At 60.6% G+C, this 15,406-nt stretch carries 17 protein-coding genes and 1 tRNA gene; 10 read left to right on the top strand and 8 right to left on the bottom strand.

The annotated features are described in order from the left end of the window. Positions 1-77 precede the first annotated feature (77 nt). Positions 78-635, bottom strand: a complete 558-nt coding sequence (locus AC1ECN_RS02320) for a tetratricopeptide repeat protein (RefSeq protein ID WP_130663977.1) — start codon at positions 633-635, stop codon at positions 78-80. Continuing rightward, positions 632-1,432, bottom strand: a complete 801-nt coding sequence (locus tag AC1ECN_RS02315; RefSeq protein ID WP_130671851.1) for a hypothetical protein — start codon at positions 1,430-1,432, stop codon at positions 632-634. The genes AC1ECN_RS02320 and AC1ECN_RS02315 overlap by 4 nt, the downstream gene beginning before the upstream one ends. Positions 1,433-1,649: 217 nt before the next feature. On the opposite strand from AC1ECN_RS02315, the gene AC1ECN_RS02310 reads away from it, so the two are divergent. Further along, the gene (locus AC1ECN_RS02310) at positions 1,650-2,171 is read left to right on the top strand and encodes a hypothetical protein (RefSeq protein ID WP_130671850.1); all 522 of its coding nucleotides are present in this window, start codon (positions 1,650-1,652) and stop codon (positions 2,169-2,171) included. A gap of 169 nt (positions 2,172-2,340) precedes the next feature. Continuing rightward, on the top strand, positions 2,341-2,586 hold the full coding sequence (locus AC1ECN_RS02305) for a DUF982 domain-containing protein (RefSeq protein ID WP_012755837.1): 246 nt from the start codon (positions 2,341-2,343) through the stop codon (positions 2,584-2,586). Between the two features lie 86 nt (positions 2,587-2,672). Here the strand turns inward: AC1ECN_RS02305 and AC1ECN_RS02300 are convergent. From AC1ECN_RS02300 to AC1ECN_RS02290, 3 genes are all read right to left on the bottom strand, one after another. Further along, positions 2,673-2,749, bottom strand: a tRNA-Arg gene (locus AC1ECN_RS02300). Between the two features lie 122 nt (positions 2,750-2,871). Next, entirely contained in the window at positions 2,872-4,392 is a 1,521-nt protein-coding gene (locus AC1ECN_RS02295) for an ATP-binding protein (RefSeq protein WP_130656305.1), read from the bottom strand. A 158-nt stretch (positions 4,393-4,550) separates the two neighbouring features. Then, on the bottom strand, positions 4,551-6,548 hold the full coding sequence (locus AC1ECN_RS02290) for a methyl-accepting chemotaxis protein (protein WP_130660792.1): 1,998 nt from the start codon (positions 6,546-6,548) through the stop codon (positions 4,551-4,553). A 419-nt stretch (positions 6,549-6,967) separates the two neighbouring features. On the opposite strand from AC1ECN_RS02290, the gene rpmH reads away from it, so the two are divergent. The 7 genes from rpmH (at position 6,968) to AC1ECN_RS02255 (ending at position 12,264) form a co-directional block, all read left to right on the top strand. After that, a complete protein-coding gene (rpmH, locus tag AC1ECN_RS02285) occupies positions 6,968-7,102 on the top strand; it encodes a 50S ribosomal protein L34 (RefSeq protein WP_003545006.1) in 135 nt (44 codons plus the stop codon). Positions 7,103-7,123: 21 nt separating this feature from the next. Continuing rightward, complete coding sequence (gene rnpA, locus AC1ECN_RS02280; RefSeq protein WP_064245136.1) at positions 7,124-7,525, top strand: ribonuclease P protein component; 402 nt, start codon at positions 7,124-7,126, stop codon at positions 7,523-7,525. Further along, positions 7,525-9,318 (top strand): membrane protein insertase YidC, encoded by a 1,794-nt coding sequence (gene yidC, locus AC1ECN_RS02275; protein ID WP_130671849.1) that lies wholly within the window; start codon positions 7,525-7,527, stop codon positions 9,316-9,318. The genes rnpA and yidC overlap by 1 nt, the downstream gene beginning before the upstream one ends. Before the next feature lie 139 nt (positions 9,319-9,457). Next, the gene (gene yihA, locus AC1ECN_RS02270) at positions 9,458-10,111 is read left to right on the top strand and encodes a ribosome biogenesis GTP-binding protein YihA/YsxC (protein ID WP_130671848.1); all 654 of its coding nucleotides are present in this window, start codon (positions 9,458-9,460) and stop codon (positions 10,109-10,111) included. Positions 10,112-10,378: 267 nt separating this feature from the next. Beyond that, positions 10,379-10,588, top strand: coding sequence for a cold-shock protein (locus AC1ECN_RS02265; protein ID WP_018244551.1), 210 nt, complete (start codon positions 10,379-10,381; stop codon positions 10,586-10,588). Between the two features lie 132 nt (positions 10,589-10,720). Then, positions 10,721-10,945, top strand: a complete 225-nt coding sequence (locus AC1ECN_RS02260) for a hypothetical protein (protein ID WP_018485371.1) — start codon at positions 10,721-10,723, stop codon at positions 10,943-10,945. Between the two features lie 242 nt (positions 10,946-11,187). Continuing rightward, positions 11,188-12,264, top strand: coding sequence for a sensor histidine kinase (locus AC1ECN_RS02255; RefSeq protein WP_130656308.1), 1,077 nt, complete (start codon positions 11,188-11,190; stop codon positions 12,262-12,264). 172 nt (positions 12,265-12,436) lie between these two features. Here AC1ECN_RS02255 and AC1ECN_RS02250 read toward each other — a convergent pair whose 3' ends face one another. From AC1ECN_RS02250 to AC1ECN_RS02240, 3 genes are all read right to left on the bottom strand, one after another. After that, positions 12,437-12,991, bottom strand: coding sequence for a fasciclin domain-containing protein (locus AC1ECN_RS02250; protein ID WP_477952057.1), 555 nt, complete (start codon positions 12,989-12,991; stop codon positions 12,437-12,439). A 108-nt stretch (positions 12,992-13,099) separates the two neighbouring features. Further along, the gene (locus AC1ECN_RS02245; protein WP_024323872.1) at positions 13,100-13,819 is read right to left on the bottom strand and encodes an anti-sigma factor; all 720 of its coding nucleotides are present in this window, start codon (positions 13,817-13,819) and stop codon (positions 13,100-13,102) included. After that, positions 13,816-14,355: a sigma-70 family RNA polymerase sigma factor gene (locus AC1ECN_RS02240; RefSeq protein WP_018068727.1), complete on the bottom strand. Its 540-nt coding sequence runs from the start codon at positions 14,353-14,355 to the stop codon at positions 13,816-13,818. The genes AC1ECN_RS02245 and AC1ECN_RS02240 overlap by 4 nt, the downstream gene beginning before the upstream one ends. A 143-nt stretch (positions 14,356-14,498) precedes the next feature. On the opposite strand from AC1ECN_RS02240, the gene argB reads away from it, so the two are divergent. Beyond that, positions 14,499-15,386 (top strand): acetylglutamate kinase, encoded by an 888-nt coding sequence (gene argB / locus AC1ECN_RS02235; RefSeq protein WP_018068726.1) that lies wholly within the window; start codon positions 14,499-14,501, stop codon positions 15,384-15,386. Positions 15,387-15,406: the final 20 nt, after the last annotated feature.

The raw sequence follows: 15,406 nt of genomic DNA, 5'->3' as shown, positions 1-15,406 counted from the left end.
TCGCTTGACGCGCTTTAGGTCTTTGGTTTGCGCATGTCGTGGTCGCAAAACCGCTGCACAGTTTTGCGCAACATGCTTTAGCGAAGCCGCTCATCATACAAATCAGCAAGGCCCAGACGGAACAGATCGGGATAGATACCCAACCATAGAAACAAACCCTGGCGTCGTGTCCCGAAGCGCTTGTGCCCTTTCATCATTCGAAAAGCCACATCGCGTTTCGCAAACAGGTGGCCGCTATCGGCTGCCTCCAACAGAATGTCGTCGGCTTCGCCGGCATGCTTCGCCAAATGGGGATGCGCCTCGATCGTCCTGTATTGCCAATAGAGCGACGATATCGGGCGATGGCGGTCTTTCCGGAACCATTCCAGCGCAAGTTCGGGGCGTCCCGCTTCGAAATGGCTGAGCCCAAGAGGATGTGCGGCGGAGTCGTCTCCGCCGTCATGGGCCAGCTGGTAGTGGTGAAGCGATCGATCTCTATCCTTTCGAACAGCGTGGCCATACCAATACATCCAACCAAGCACTCCATGAGCCCAGGCAGATCCGGCATTTGCGCCCTCCTCCAGCAGAGGCAAGGCTTCCTGATAACGCTTCTGTTTGTACAATTGCTGGGCTATCTCCTCATTGGACGCAGTCATGCCAGCATTGCTCCGATCAGCTGGACAGCCTCTCTGACGTCCGGGCCGTGACGCATGTCGAGCCGATCCACCAGCCTCCGCCCCAATTTCTGCCACCGGTCGATATGGGTGTCATAGCCAGTTCCCGAAACCAGCCACGATCCACTTGCGCCCACGCCGATGGATTTGCGGCGCCTGGCTGCCTCCTCGGTGACCATGATCCACTCGCAGAGACCGAGAAGTGCTGCGTCGTTCCATTGGTGCCGGCGGCCGAGCGCGAACCACAGCATGGCCAGTCCGAAGAAGGGGATTTCTCCCGCTTCATGTTCGGGCAGGCGCGGAATAAGCCAGGACAACAGCGACAGAACCTCATCCTCGACGTCCAACCCGAGCGCTTCCAGGCTGCCGACCAAGCTTATGAGTGTCTGGTTGCTGCCATAAGAGGCACCCGCGTTGCGCGGATCGCCATAGGAGACGAGGAGAACTGTGCAAGCGAACGCGCATTGCCTGGATAGTCTCGCCGCCATACCGGGATCCTGTTGTTCGGGTTCAGACCAGCGGGTCAGTTCCAGAACCTCGCGGGGATGCCATTTCAATGGCGAGGGCAATTCGCACAGCCGGACGATGTCAACGAGCCCGGCCAGATGTTCATCGGTGTCGTTGCCGTAGTCAGCGCGCGCGATGCTCCGCAGATCGTCTTCATCCAGCAGGTTAGCCGTGGCCTTGAGAAGAGACTTTGGATTGTTTGGTGAAATCGATGGAGCATTGCTTGCGATGCCCTGAAATTCGGCGATTTGCGCCTGGGTGAGTGACGTCATTTAAATTTCCGTCTCCGCGAAAACTGTCCAGACTCTGATCCGGACGCGTCGGATTGGTCCCATTCGCCATCGACCGCCACCCCCGCTAAACATTTGGCAGCCCTTCCGAAAATGTCGAGAGGCTAAACTTAAGGTAGCACTATTGCTTCGAATCCCCTAAGCATCCGGATGCATTGCAACGAATACCAACCCGCTACAGCATTCTCAGGACTATTCCATGCACAACGCTCAATCCATTCGTTACGCCGCCTTCTCCGCGTGCGTCGCTTTTGCGGCATTTCAGGCCGGACAGGTTCTGGCCGATTCGGCCAATGACAAGTTCTTTGACGCAGCCCTTTGCAAGCCACCCTATACGATGACATCGGCAATGAAGATCTATGATGTCGTGGAAGCTTTGGCCAAGCCGGACACGTCGTCTTTGGGTGCGGCGATCTACAAACTCCCGAACCAGATAGACCGCGACGGCTTTAAGTCGACCGAGGTTTTCTTTGCAAGCAACGCGGTTGGAATTTTGGTCGAAGGCGAACGCGCCGACGATCTGGCCGCAAAATACGGTTTGAAGGCGGAGACCTCGGACCTGCTCGGCACATCCACCAAGGGCTATTCGCGCGCGCTGCCGGCGGATCTGCAGCCCGAACCCGGAATGGCCGGCCCCGGAAAGGTCTCCATCGTTGCCCGCCAAGGTAATGCCTTGCCCGGCAAGACATTGCTGGCATGCGAATTCGTTCAGGAGTTCTAAGAGGCGTCGCATAAGCGCGCAAAACGGCGGCACGAAACCCTTTTCGAAATGCACATCCCAGCAGTTCGCTGATCGAGAAAAGCATCTCGTTCATACCGCACTCGCCACACTGGATGAACCGCGTTATGTGAGCAGCCTACAGAAAGCACGCAGCGGAGATCCTGAGATCATGCAAACCATTTGGAAGAAGCCGGTAACGCTCGCTCTTGAAGGCCCGGATCAGTGGGTGGTGATCCAGACGACCCAGGCCGCAACGTGGGCGCTGGTTGAGGACTGGCCGACCGAAGAGGGCCCCGCCTTGGATAGGGCCTGTGCGGTTTGCGCGGATGTGATGTCGGGAAAACGGAACCGGGAAGAGGCGCGACAGGCGTTCATCGACGCTGCAATCGAAGCCGGAATCCCGATCAAGGAATGAGGCCAGGGGCTTTGGCACATGATGCCGCCCGTGCGCACCCGGTCATACCGTGAGCCTGCGGCTCTGGGCTAAGTAATTGGGAAGAATGGCGCACCCGAAGAGATTCGAACTCCTGACCCCCAGATTCGTAGTCTGGTGCTCTATCCAGCTGAGCTACGGGTGCGTGCAAAATGCGGCGGTGCCGCTTGCGTGGCGATCCTCTAAAACGTCCTTCGGGACAATGCAAGAGCATTTCTGAAAAAATCGCGTCTTTGTCTGCCAGCAGCCGCGCCTTGCGAAACCCCGTCACTTTTCAATGTGCGTCCGGCTGCGGTAATCCTCCAGCGAAACCGGGCGATCGGGGATCTCGATGCGGAACTGCGTGCCGACCGTCGGTTTTTCCACCAGGGCGATGGTGCCGCCATGGGCGAGCACCAGCTCGCGGGCGATGGTAAGGCCTAGGCCGGTGCCGCCGGAACGGGCGGAGCCGCGGAAGGCGGCAAAGAGGTTCTGGCGCGCCTTCAGCGGCATGCCGGGGCCGGTATCATCCACCGTGATGCTGACGACGCTGCCGACGCGCTGGGCGGCGACGGTGATGCGCCTCAAGGCGCCRGGCGCGCCCTCGCTCGGCGCGGTCAGTGCCTGCAGCGCGTTGCGGCAGAGATTGTGGATGACCCGGAAAAGCTGTTCGCCATCGGCATCGACCTTGAGATCGGCGCCGATCTGCTCGACGAATTCGATGCCGCTTTGCGGATCGATCGCCAGTATATCCTTGACCTCCTGGGTGAGCTCCAGAAGCAGGATATGGCGACGGCGCGGTGCGGATTCGCTCGCCTTGCCGTAGGACAGCACCTCGGTGGTATAACCGACGGCGCGGTCGATGGTGCGCAGCAGCTTCGGAGCGAAGCTCTTGACCATCGGATCATCGACGTCGACCAGCCGGTCCGACATCAGCTGCGCGGAGGCCAGGATATTGCGCATGTCGTGATTGATCTTGGAAACGGCGAGGCCCAGAGCGGCAAGGTTCTTCTGCTGCTTCAGCGTCTTTTGCAGCTCCATCTGCATTGAGGTGAGGTTGCGGCCGGCGACCGCCAGTTCGTCGCGGCCGCCATCGCCGATATAAATATGGGCCGGGTTGTCAGGATCGGAGGAGAATTGCTGCATGCTGCCGGTCAGCCGGCGGATCGGGCCGATGAGGATGCGGTTGATCGCAAAGAAGATCAGCGTCGCCGTGAACAGCGAGATCAGCACCGACAGCAACAGGACATTGCGGGAATAGACGAACATCGCCCTGCGCAACTGCCGGTCCTTCATCACCACCTCGACGCCGGTGTTGGTGTCGCCGACGGGACCATAGACGCGGATCATCCTGCCGCCGCCGAAGACCAGCGTGTCGAGCGCATCGCGGATCGCCGTTACCGGCGGCACGTCGGTCAGATCGTAGGATTCGTCGACGGAGGTCGGCATATCGGTCGTCGCCAGCAGCCGCGAGGTGCCGTCCTTGCGCAGCACGATCGCCTTGGTGCCGGTCGCCTCCAGCGTCTCCTTCTGCAGCGCGCGGGGCAGCTCGACCGGCTGCAGCCCATCGATGACGATGGCGGCGGCGGCGGCCGTATTCAGCCGATCCTCCAGCCACCGTATGCGCATGCTGGCGACCGAGGGAAAGAAGATCAGGATTTCGGCGAGCATGATAAAGAAGACGGTGAGCCAGAGCAGCTTGCCGGAAATGCCGCCGAACAGGCCGGCAGACGGGCACGGCGCCCTTGCGGCCTCGCCGGCCGCCGGGTCTTCCGCCGAAGGATTATCGCCCTGGTCTCTTGTCGGCATTGTCGTCTCGCCCGATCGGCAGCACGTCAGCCGCCCTTACCGTTGAGCTCCATATTAGACCAATACGCTCCGCTTTCAAATCTTTGCGAGCAGCGTCATGTCGCCACAAGAAAACGCCGCCCGGAGGCGGCGTTAAAATGGCGCGTGGTCAGTAAAGCTTAGAACTCTTCCCAGCTCTGCTCGGCTGCGGCCGCATTACCGCCGAAGGCGCGGGCGACCTTGGCGATCGCACGGCGGGCGGGCGAGGCAACCGGTCTTTGCGGCTCGTTGCGGACGAGCGCCACGGGTGCCGGCGCATCATCGGACAATTTGAAGCGGGCGATGAGGCGCACTAGTCCACCGGCTTCGGCCGAGAGCCTGTGCGTGGCGGCAGAGGTCTCTTCCACCATCGCAGCGTTCTGCTGTGTCACCTGGTCCATCTGATTGACGGCGGTATTGACTTCCTTGAGGCCGGTCGACTGTTCGGTCGCAGCCGTCGCGATCGAATGGATATGGTCGTTGATGGCGATAACGCGGGTGCCGATTTCGGCCAACGCCTCKCCGGTCGCCTGGACCAGCTTGACGCCAACCTGCACCTCGTTGCCCGACTTGGTGATCAGCGCCTTGATGTCCTTGGCAGCCGTTGCCGAACGCTGGGCGAGTTCGCGCACTTCCTGCGCCACCACCGCGAAGCCCTTTCCGGCATCGCCGGCGCGTGCCGCCTCGACACCGGCATTCAGCGCCAGCAAGTTGGTCTGGAAGGCGATCTCATCGATGACGTTGATGATCTGGCTGATTTCGCGCGAGGCCTGCTCGATGCGGCCCATGGCCTCGACGGCATTGCGCACGACGACGCCGGAGCGGCCGGCATTCTCCTTGGCTTCGGACACCATGATGGTGGCTTCATGGGCCCGCTCGGTGGAATTCTGGACGACGGCGGTGATCTCGTCGAGGGCTGCCGAAGTCTGTTCGAGGGCGGCCGCCTGCTGCTCGGTGCGCTTCGACAGGTCATCGCTGGCATTGCGCAGCTCGGCGGTGTTGCCGTTCATCGCTTCCGTCGTCTCACGCACTTCGCGCATCGTCGCCTGCAGGGTGACGAAGGTATTGTTGACGTTCTGCTGCAGCTCGGCGAAGGCTCCCTGGAAGTTGCCGCTCATCGTCTGGGTGAGGTCGCCTTCGGCAAGGCTTGCGACGACGCGGCGGGTCTCACCGATGCCGGCATCGACGCTCGACAGCAGCGTGTTGATGTTGCCGGCGAACTGGTTGAGGTTGTCGTCCTCGTAGTCCTTGCTGATGCGGTGGCCGAAATCGCCGGCCGCAGCCGCAGCCACGACGACTGACATGCTCGACTGCAGGTCGTCGCTCTTGGCACGCATCGCCGCTTCCTGGGCGTTCAGGCGCTTGACGGCAAGGCCGTTCGCCTTGAACACCGCAACCGCGGCGGCCATTTCGCCGATTTCGTCCGGACGGCCGGCGAAGGGAACCTCGGCGTCGAAATTGCCGTCGGCGACTTCCTTGATCGCATGGGTGACGCGCTTGATCGGGCGGCTGAGATGGCTGGTGCCGATATAGAAGCCCATGCCGATGCCGACCGCGATGCCGATGCCGGTGATGCTGAGCACGAGCATCAGCACCCAGGAGCGGAAGCTCTCGATCTCGGCATTGACGGTTTCCAGTGCTGCCTTGTCGGTGGCGACGACGGCATCGATTTCCGCCTGGAACGCCTTGCGGTTGGCGCGGTTGGCGTCATTGTTGCCTTGTTGGCCGGCGGCTTCGGGGCCGACTTCCGTGCCGAGGCGGGCCGTTTCCGTGCGGAAGGTGCGGAATTCCGCGGCGCGGGCGACAAGCTTGGCAAAATCGGCCTTCTCGCTCTCGGGAACGAGCGGCGCCCAACCCGAGATGACCTTGTCGATCTCGTCGAGGTCGGCCATCAGGCCCTTGGCAAAGTTCGGCGTGTCCTTGATCGTTTTGGCGGCATAGATGCCGCGCGCCTCCATGACCACAGCCGTGACGAAACGGTTGAGGCGTTCGCCGGCATAGGCGCGGGCGGCGGCCTGCTCGTAAGCCGTCAGGTTGCGACTGTATTCGTGCATGGCGGACAATGCCGTTGCGCCGATCAGAAGTGCGACCGCGCCCATCACGCAAACCAGCAGATTAATTTTGCCCCGGATCTTCAATGCAATGCTCCTAGCTACGCCACTGCCTGGAAAGCAAATTCCCAGTCGATACGTTGAATATCGGCGAAATTTATTAAAGTTAGATTTCTAATATTTACGATTATGGCTTCGGAAATGATCCATGCCGAATGCGGCCGGAAGGCGTAACCGCCTGAAAACCGGGGCAATCGACCTGCCTCGGTGCAAAACTACAACCACTCAGGGCAGGCCTCATTTCTTAACACCAGAGTGCGAAATTACTTTCGAGGCCGGCAGCGCAGAGTGAAATTATCCGACATAATTGACTTTTACGGGCTTCATCCTTATAAGCCCGCGCACGTTCGGTCACTCAAGCCTTTCATGGCCCGCCCGTTCGAAAAACAACGCTCCTTGCATTATGCAAATTCAAGAAGGGCCGCACTCCGCGGTGTTTAAAATAAATGAAGCGTACCTACCAACCATCCAAGCTTGTTCGCAAGCGTCGCCACGGTTTCCGTGCGCGCATGTCCACGAAGGGTGGCCGCAAGGTCATCGCAGCCCGCCGCGCGCAGGGCCGCAATCGTCTGTCGGCGTAAGGCCGGGTTGCCCGGTAAGAGATGGCGGGCGAATTGACGACCAGTGAGAAGAAACACACTGTCGGGCGGCTGAAGAGCCGCCCGCAGTTTCTTGCCGCGCGCGAGGGCGAAAAACGCCGGGGCGGCCTCTTCCTTCTCGAAGTCCTCGACCGGAAGGAACCCGACAGCCAGGCACGCGTCGGTTTTACAGTCACCAAAAAACATGGCAACGCGGTCGAACGGAACCGCATGCGCCGCCGCCTGAAAGAGGCGGTGCGGCTTCATGCGGGGTTTGCAATGCAGCCCGGACACGACTATGTGGTTGTCGCGCGCAGGGACGTGCTTGACGCGTCCTTCCAGGAATTGGCCGCGGAACTGAAATCCCGCGTGGAAACCAGGCCGAAACACCGGCGCTCCGGAGACGGACGCCCCAGGAACGTATGATGGAAAACAACCGCAATTACTTCATTGCGATCGCTCTCTCGGTGCTGATCGTCCTCGGCTGGCAGTTTCTCTATATGAATCCGCGCATCGAGGCCCAGCGCAAGACGCAGGAAGCCCAGAAGGCGCAGCAGCAGACCGAGCAGGTGCAGCAGCCGGCAGCCGGCGGCGAGACGCCGGCCCAGCCGAGCGGTACGGCACCTTCCGGCCAGGCGGTCGCGACGGCGACGCTGGAGCAGGCGCTGGCAAAGACCCCGCGCGTCGTCATCGACACACCGGCACTTTCCGGCTCGATCAACCTTGCCGGCGCCCGCCTCGACGATCTGAAGCTCAAGGGCTATCACGAGACCGTCGACGACTCGAGCCCGACCATCACGCTGTTCAGCCCGGCCGAGACCAAGGACGGCTATTTCACCGAGCTCGGCTATATCGGCAGCGACGCGACGGGCGACGCTCCCGGCGCCTCGACGCTCTGGACCGCGCCTGAAGGCGCCAAGCTCACCGAAAAGACGCCGGTGACGCTGACCTATACCAACGACAAGGGCCTGACGTTCACCCGCACGATTTCCGTCGACGAACGCTACATGTTCACCGTCGCCGACAAGATCAGCAATGCCGGCCAGGCGCCTGCTTCGCTGTCTTCCTACGGCCGCGTGACGCGCTACAACAAGCCGACGACGCCCTCCGTCTACGTGCTGCATGAAGGCTTCATCGGCGTCATCGGCGATGACGGCCTGATCGAAACCAAATATAGCGCCGCCGAAAAGGAAGCCGTGATGCCGGCGAAATCCACCGGCGGCTGGCTTGGCATTACCGACAAATACTGGGCGGCGACGATCGTTCCGCCGCAAAGTGCCGCCTATGAGGCGCGCTTCTCCCACTTTGCCGATGGCCAGCCGCGCTATCAGGCCGATTACAAGGACGATGCCTTCACCGTCGCGCCGGGCCAATCGATCGAACTCAAGAACCTCGTCTTCGCCGGCGCCAAGGAAGTGCCTGTTATCGACGGCTATGAGGCCAGCTACTCGATCCCGAAGTTCGACCGGCTGATCGACTGGGGCTGGTTCTATTTCATCACCAAGCCGATGTTCAAGCTGATGGACTTCTTCTATCGCTTCTTCGGCAATTTCGGCGTGGCGATCCTGTGCACCACCATCGTCGTCAAGCTCCTGTTCTTCCCGCTCGCCAGCAAGCAGTACGCTTCGATGGCGAACATGAAGCGCATGCAGCCGAAGATGGAGGAGCTGAAGGCGAAATTCGCCGATGACCGCATGGGGCTGCAGCAGGCAACGATGCAGCTCTACAAGGAAGAAAAGATCAATCCGATCGCCGGCTGCTGGCCGGTGGCGCTGCAGATCCCGATCTTCTTCTCGCTCTACAAGGTGATCTACATCACCATCGAAATGCGGCACGCGCCGTTCTTCGGCTGGATCAAGGACCTTTCGGCGCCCGATCCGACGACGATCGTCAATCTGTTCGGCCTTTTGCCCTTCGAGGCGCCGACCATTCTGCATCTCGGCGTCTGGCCGCTGATCATGGGCGTCACCATGTTCCTGCAGATGCGCATGAACCCGACGCCGCCCGATCCGACGCAGGCGATGATCTTCACCTGGATGCCGCTGGTGTTCATGTTCATGCTGGCAAGCTTCCCGGCCGGCCTGGTCATCTACTGGGCCTGGAACAACACGCTCTCGGTGGCGCAGCAGTCGGTGATCATGAAGCGCCACGGCGTMAAGGTCGAACTCTTCGACAATCTGAAGGGTCTGTTCCGACGAAAAACGGCGCCGTCGAAATGACGCCAAGCCCCGCTCCGGCGGGGCTTTTTCTTTTCCAGGCAGCGGACGAAGAAGCCTGCAAACGGCCTCGAAGCTTGACATCCGCCCGTAAAACCATGAAGCCCGGTAAAAGACCGAACCCAGAGATTGCCGAGCCCGCATGTCCGACATCGAAAAGCCGCTCTTCGGCCACCCATGGATCTTCATCCGCGGCGTACCGTCCCTGAATTTCCTGCCGCCGGAAGGGCCGTTGGAAGTGGCCTTTGCCGGTCGCTCGAATGTCGGCAAATCCTCGCTGATCAATGCGCTGGTCGGCCAGAAGGGTCTGGCGCGCACCTCGAACACGCCGGGACGCACGCAGGAACTCAATTATTTCGTTCCGGACGGCTATTCCGGCGAAGGCGGCGACCTGCCACCAACGGCGATCGTCGACATGCCGGGCTATGGTTACGCGCAGGCACCGAAGGAGCAGGTCGACAAGTGGACCAAGCTCGTCTTCGATTATCTGCGCGGCCGCGCGACGCTGAAGCGCGTCTATGTGCTGATCGACAGCCGCCACGGCATCAAGAAGAACGACGATGACGTGCTTGATCTGCTCGACAAGGCCGCGGTCTCCTACCAGATCGTGCTCACCAAGACCGACAAGATCAAAGCGGCCGGTGTGCCGAAACTGCTTGCCGAAACGGCGGAAAAGATCCGCAGGCGCCCGGCCGCCTATCCCGGCGTGCTGTCCACCTCGTCCGAAAAGGGCGACGGGCTGGACGAACTGCGCCAGGCGATCGCCGAAACCGTCGGTATCGCTCGCTGGAAGTAGAGGGCGTACGCGCCCCGGACGCGGCGACTTGTCTGGTGTAAAGGCCTCCGCGACATCCAAAAGTTGAATCTGTTTCCAGTTGAAAACTAAAGGTTGACGAAGCGGCTTTGATGAGCTAGATAGCGAGCATCGAATTTTGCTTGCTGGCTTGGTTATCGCGCGATTGGCACCGCGCTCTGAACGAACTTCCTTTCAAAAATCGCTATCACCATCCGCATCGCCTTGGCGTTGCGGTTCTTCAATATTGCTACGAAAGGGTTCATCATCATGGCCACTGGCACAGTTAAATGGTTCAATTCCACCAAAGGCTTCGGCTTCATTCAGCCTGATAATGGCGGCGACGACGCCTTCGTTCACATCTCCGCCGTCGAGCGCGCCGGAATGCGCGACCTCGTCGAAGGCCAGAAGATCGGCTTCGACCTCGAGCGTGATAACAAGTCGGGCAAGATGTCCGCTTGCAATCTCCAGAACGCTTAAATCGGTATCTGCTTCCCTTTGACCACGGATGTACTGGCACTGCCGGAAGCACGTTATCCATTCAAGGCCAGGCGATTTGCCTGGCCTTTTTGTTTTCGCTCGCGCGTCGAGCCCTCCCATATCGGAGCCAATATGACAGAGACATACAGCAAATCTCGGCAGCGGGCGGAGATCGCCTTCGGCAACGTCCAGACCCAGTTCTTCGCGAAGAACCAGGCGGCCGAGGAGCTCGAATCCGACGCCCAGTCGCAACAGGCAAAGACGTTGCGGCTTCGGGAGGCCCGGCTTGCGAGAGAACAGAGTAACCGGGTGTCGGCCACCTCTGCCCTCATTGCGAAACGCGCCAGGGCCCGCTGAGATCACAACCCGATCGACAAGGCTCGAAATTTAAACCTCGCCTGAAGCGACGGGCTTGCAGATCGCGCGCTGCAGCATGGCCGAAGGCGTCCCGGCATTCACCCGCACCAAGGAAGCGTCAATGGCAGAGACTGCGAACGCATGAACTGGCCGGCGCTGATTGCGCTTGCGTCCCCGCGGCTTTTAAAGCAACGCTAATTCTCCTGCTGTGCGGGAGCAGCCGCGTCCACGAGTAATATTTGATGACCGATAGCAAAGACCAGCCGATTTCGCCGGAAGGCGTCGGCAACTTGCCCCATCTTGCCGAAGCCCTTGATGACGACCGGTTTCGACACTTTCTCGATCATGTGCCATTCGCGGTGGCTGTCTCCGAACTCGGTGGCGACGAGCCGCTGATTTACGTCAACCTCGAATTCGAACGGCTGACAGCGCTTGAGGCAACCGAGGTTCAGGGAAGGCCCTGGACGGACATTGAATTGAAGTCTACCGCAGTCTCCGGAGAGGTGCCGCTCACAGCCGCTGTGACCTCTGCGGAAGAGTATATTGGTACCTTCTCACTCGTGGCCGAATCCGAGAACACTGTCATTATCGATGTCTGGTCGAATACCATCGTCGACGATGATGACACCCCGCTTTTCCGTTTGGTGGCCTTTGCTGCCCGCAATGAGGCGGCGGCCGCTGAGAGCTTCGGCGAACTGCTGACGGAGAAAGATGTCCTGCTGCGGGAACTTCAGCATCGCGTGAAGAACAATCTTCAGATGATCACGGCGCTCATCCGAATGGAGGCGCGCAATGCTCAACAGAATGAGGAAAGCGAAAGGTTTGCACGCCTTGCCGGGCGGATTGAAGCCTTGGCTCTGCTCTATCGCTCGCTGTCGGACGAAGAGAAGGGCGCAACGATCGATCTTGGCACCTATGTGAGCCAGATTGCCGCTTCTGTGATGGCGGCCCATGCCGTGGAAGGGATCCGGCTGAACATGAAGGTCGATACCTGGCCGGTTTCCGTCGATGTCGCCATGCCGGCCGGCCTCGTCATCAACGAACTCCTCACCAATACGCTGAAGCATGCTTTCGTGGGGCGCGATGGCGGAGAAATCACGCTTCGCTGTGTCGTCAGCGATACCGGGTGCAGGATCACCGTTGCTGATAACGGGGTCGGTCTTCCCCAAGATGTGACCTGGCCGCAGCCCGGGAAGCTCAGCGCGATGATCGTACAGTCGCTGAAACAGAATGCCCGCGCCGAAGTTGAAGTCGCCTCGTCCCCTGACACCGGCATGAGTGTCAGCCTCGTCTTCCCGAGAGTTGAAGCAGCCCAATAGAGTGCCGCGCGTCTTTTCAGATGCGCTAAGGACGCTCTATCACTTTGAATCTGCGCGTAATCCTTTCCGAAAATCGATTCCGATTTTCGGGGTTATGCGCTAGCCACCTCATCAATCTGTGTTTGGGGCGCCCCCAAGGAGCGCCCCAATGCGTCTGCCGATACGAGCGGGCTTACATCTTCGGCAGCAGCACCTTGTCGACGACGTGGATGACGCCGTTCGATTGTTTGACGTCGGCGATCGTTACATGGGAGACACCGCCGTTTTCATCGGTCAGCGTGATCTTACCCATGCTCTCCTTGGCTTTCAGCACACAGCCGCCGACGGTCTTGATGTCGTGCTCGCCGCCGTCATCCTTGATCATCTTGGCAACGGTCTTGGCCATGGCATCGGCGGCAACGACGTGGCAGGTCAGAACCTTGGTCAACGTCGCCTTGTTTTCCGGCTTCAGCAGCGTATCGACGGTGCCTTTCGGCAGCGCGGCGAAAGCTTCGTTGGTCGGCGCAAAGACGGTGAAAGGACCCTTGCCCTCGAGCGTGCCGACCAGGCCGGCGGCCTTGACGGCTGCGACCAACGTCGTGTRATCCTTTGAATTCACGGCGTTCTCGATGATGTTCTTGCTATCGAACATCGCAGCACCGCCAACCACCGGGTTTTTCGCGGCGGCGAAGGCGACAGCGGACATGGCGGTGGCGAGCGCGAAGCCGCGCAATACGGACTTGATCATGATTTTCTCCTCACCGGATACCATCCGCGGGCTTTATGCCTGAGCGTCGTCCGGACATTTCGAACTACGGAGGGCCGCGCGGAAGAGTTTCAGGCAGGAGAAAATGATTTATGGTCGGCGCAGGGGACCGCTTGCGATCACCGGGCCGGTCGCCTGGCCGGTCGGCGAGCCGCCGAAGGGTTCGAGGCTAACGGCAAGTGTTGCGCCATCGGCGACCTGGCTGCGCAGATCGGCGGGAATGACAAGTTCACCGCTCTCGCCCGGCTGGAAGACGCCGAGCGATTTCGGCAGGCCGCTGCCCGGCACCAGCCAGAGTTCCAGCGACTTCTCCTCCGGCTTGCCGGCCGCGACCGGCACGATCTTCAGCCGGCCGCTCTGCAGCTCGTAGGAGGCGAGAAGGTTGACGGTGCTGTTCTGGCCCGAAAGCGAGGCCACCAGCGGTGCCGGTCCCTGCGGCTGCGGCACCACGCCGGAGGCGAAGATGACGGCGCTGACGGCGACGACGACGCAGGCGAAGCTCAGCGAGCGCCAGAAAACGGCGGAATTCCATAGCCCTTGCGAAAAGGATGCGGGCTTTTGGCCATCGCCGAAAAGCCGCGCCTCGATCTGCTTGAAGGTTTCCCGGTTCGGAGCGACACCTTCATACTCGTCGTTGAAGGCGGAGAGGTTGGTTTCCCAGCGGCTGACGATCGCAGCGAAGGGCCGGTCGTGGCGCATCCGCTCTTCTACCACTCGACGGTCCTGCATCGATAGGACGCCAAGCACATATTCGCCGGCGAGAACCTCGTCGCGGGAGCGGTCTCCCTTGCTTTTGTCGGGCGATGTCATCGTTCCATGCACTCTCTCAGTTTCAAGAGGCTGCGCCTAAGCCAGGTCCGCATCGTGTTCAGCGGGACACCAAACTGATCGGCCAGCTCCTGATAGCTCAGCCCTTCGACATAAGCCCGTTTCACCGCGACCGCGCGATCAGCTTCCAACTCTTCCATGCAGGTGTCAATCCGCCTTCCTTCATCCTTCGTCATCGTCTGTCTTTCCGGGTCTGGTCCGGCATCGGCAAGATCATAGACCGTATCCAATTCGTCGGCGATGGGCTTGCGCGCCCGCAGCGCGTCGATCGACCGGTTGCGGGCAATCGACGCGAGCCAGGCCGCGGACGAACCCGAAGCGACGGAGAAGCTGCGAGCGCGCTGCCAGATGCTGATATAGACTTCCTGCAGGACCTCTTCGGCTTCCGAGCGATCCTTCAAGATACGCAGGCAGATCGCAAAAAGTTTCGGCCCAGTCTGGTTGTAAAGGGCAACGAAGGCCCTGCGATCGCTCAATGCGACGCGGCCGATCAGGTCTGCAATCTCATCGCCTTGCATGCCGTTCCTCATCTCAAGCTTGCGTGCGCCGGACGGTAGCGGCCGCCGGCTTCGCGCCAGATACGAAAAACTATTGCCCTCTGGATTATTCCCTCTGTCAGAAACTTACGATAAAAGGCCGCGAACAATTCTGCGGGGTTCCCATGAACGAAACCGAAAGCGAAATGCAGGCACGGCTTCTGGCCAAGGCACTGCCCTTCATGCAGCGTTACGAGAACAAGACGATTGTCGTGAAATATGGTGGCCACGCGATGGGCAATCCCGAGCTCGGCAAGGCCTTCGCCAGCGACATCGCACTCTTGAAGCAATCCGGCGTCAACCCGATCGTCGTTCACGGCGGCGGCCCGCAGATCGGCGCCATGCTGAGCAAGATGGGCATCGAATCGAAATTCGAGGGCGGGCTTCGCGTCACCGACCAGAAGACGGTCGAGATCGTCGAAATGGTGCTCGCCGGCTCGATCAACAAGGAAATCGTCGCCCTCATCAACCAGACCGGCGAATGGGCGATCGGCCTTTGCGGCAAGGACGGCAACATGGTCTTCGCCGAAAAGGCGCGCAAGACCGTGAAGGATCCGGATTCGAACATCGAGCGCGTGCTCGATCTCGGTTTCGTCGGCGAAGTGGTCGAGGTCGACCGCACGCTGCTCGATCTGCTCGCCCGCTCCGAGATGATCCCGGTCATCGCGCCCGTGGCGCCTGGCCGCGACGGCGCCACCTACAATATCAACGCCGATACCTTCGCCGGCGCCATTGCCGGTGCGCTGAACGCCACCCGGCTGCTGTTCCTCACCGATGTGCCGGGCGTGCTCGACAAGAACGGCCAGCTCCTCAAGGAGCTTTCCGTCGCCGAAGCGCATGCGCTGATCGCCGACGGTACGATTTCGGGCGGCATGATCCCGAAGGTCGAGACCTGCATCGATGCGATCAAGGCCGGCGTGCAGGGTGTCGTCATCCTGAACGGCAAGACCGCCCATTCCGTCCTGCTCGAGATCTTCACCGAGCACGGCGTCGGAACGCTGATCGTCCCCTGAGCGAGGCTGCGCCCTTCACC

The sequence above is a fragment of the Rhizobium sp. 01N447_2 genome (assembly GCF_056399245.1).
The sequence above is the reverse complement of the archived record's forward strand: the minus strand, read 5'-3'. Positions and strand labels throughout refer to the sequence as shown.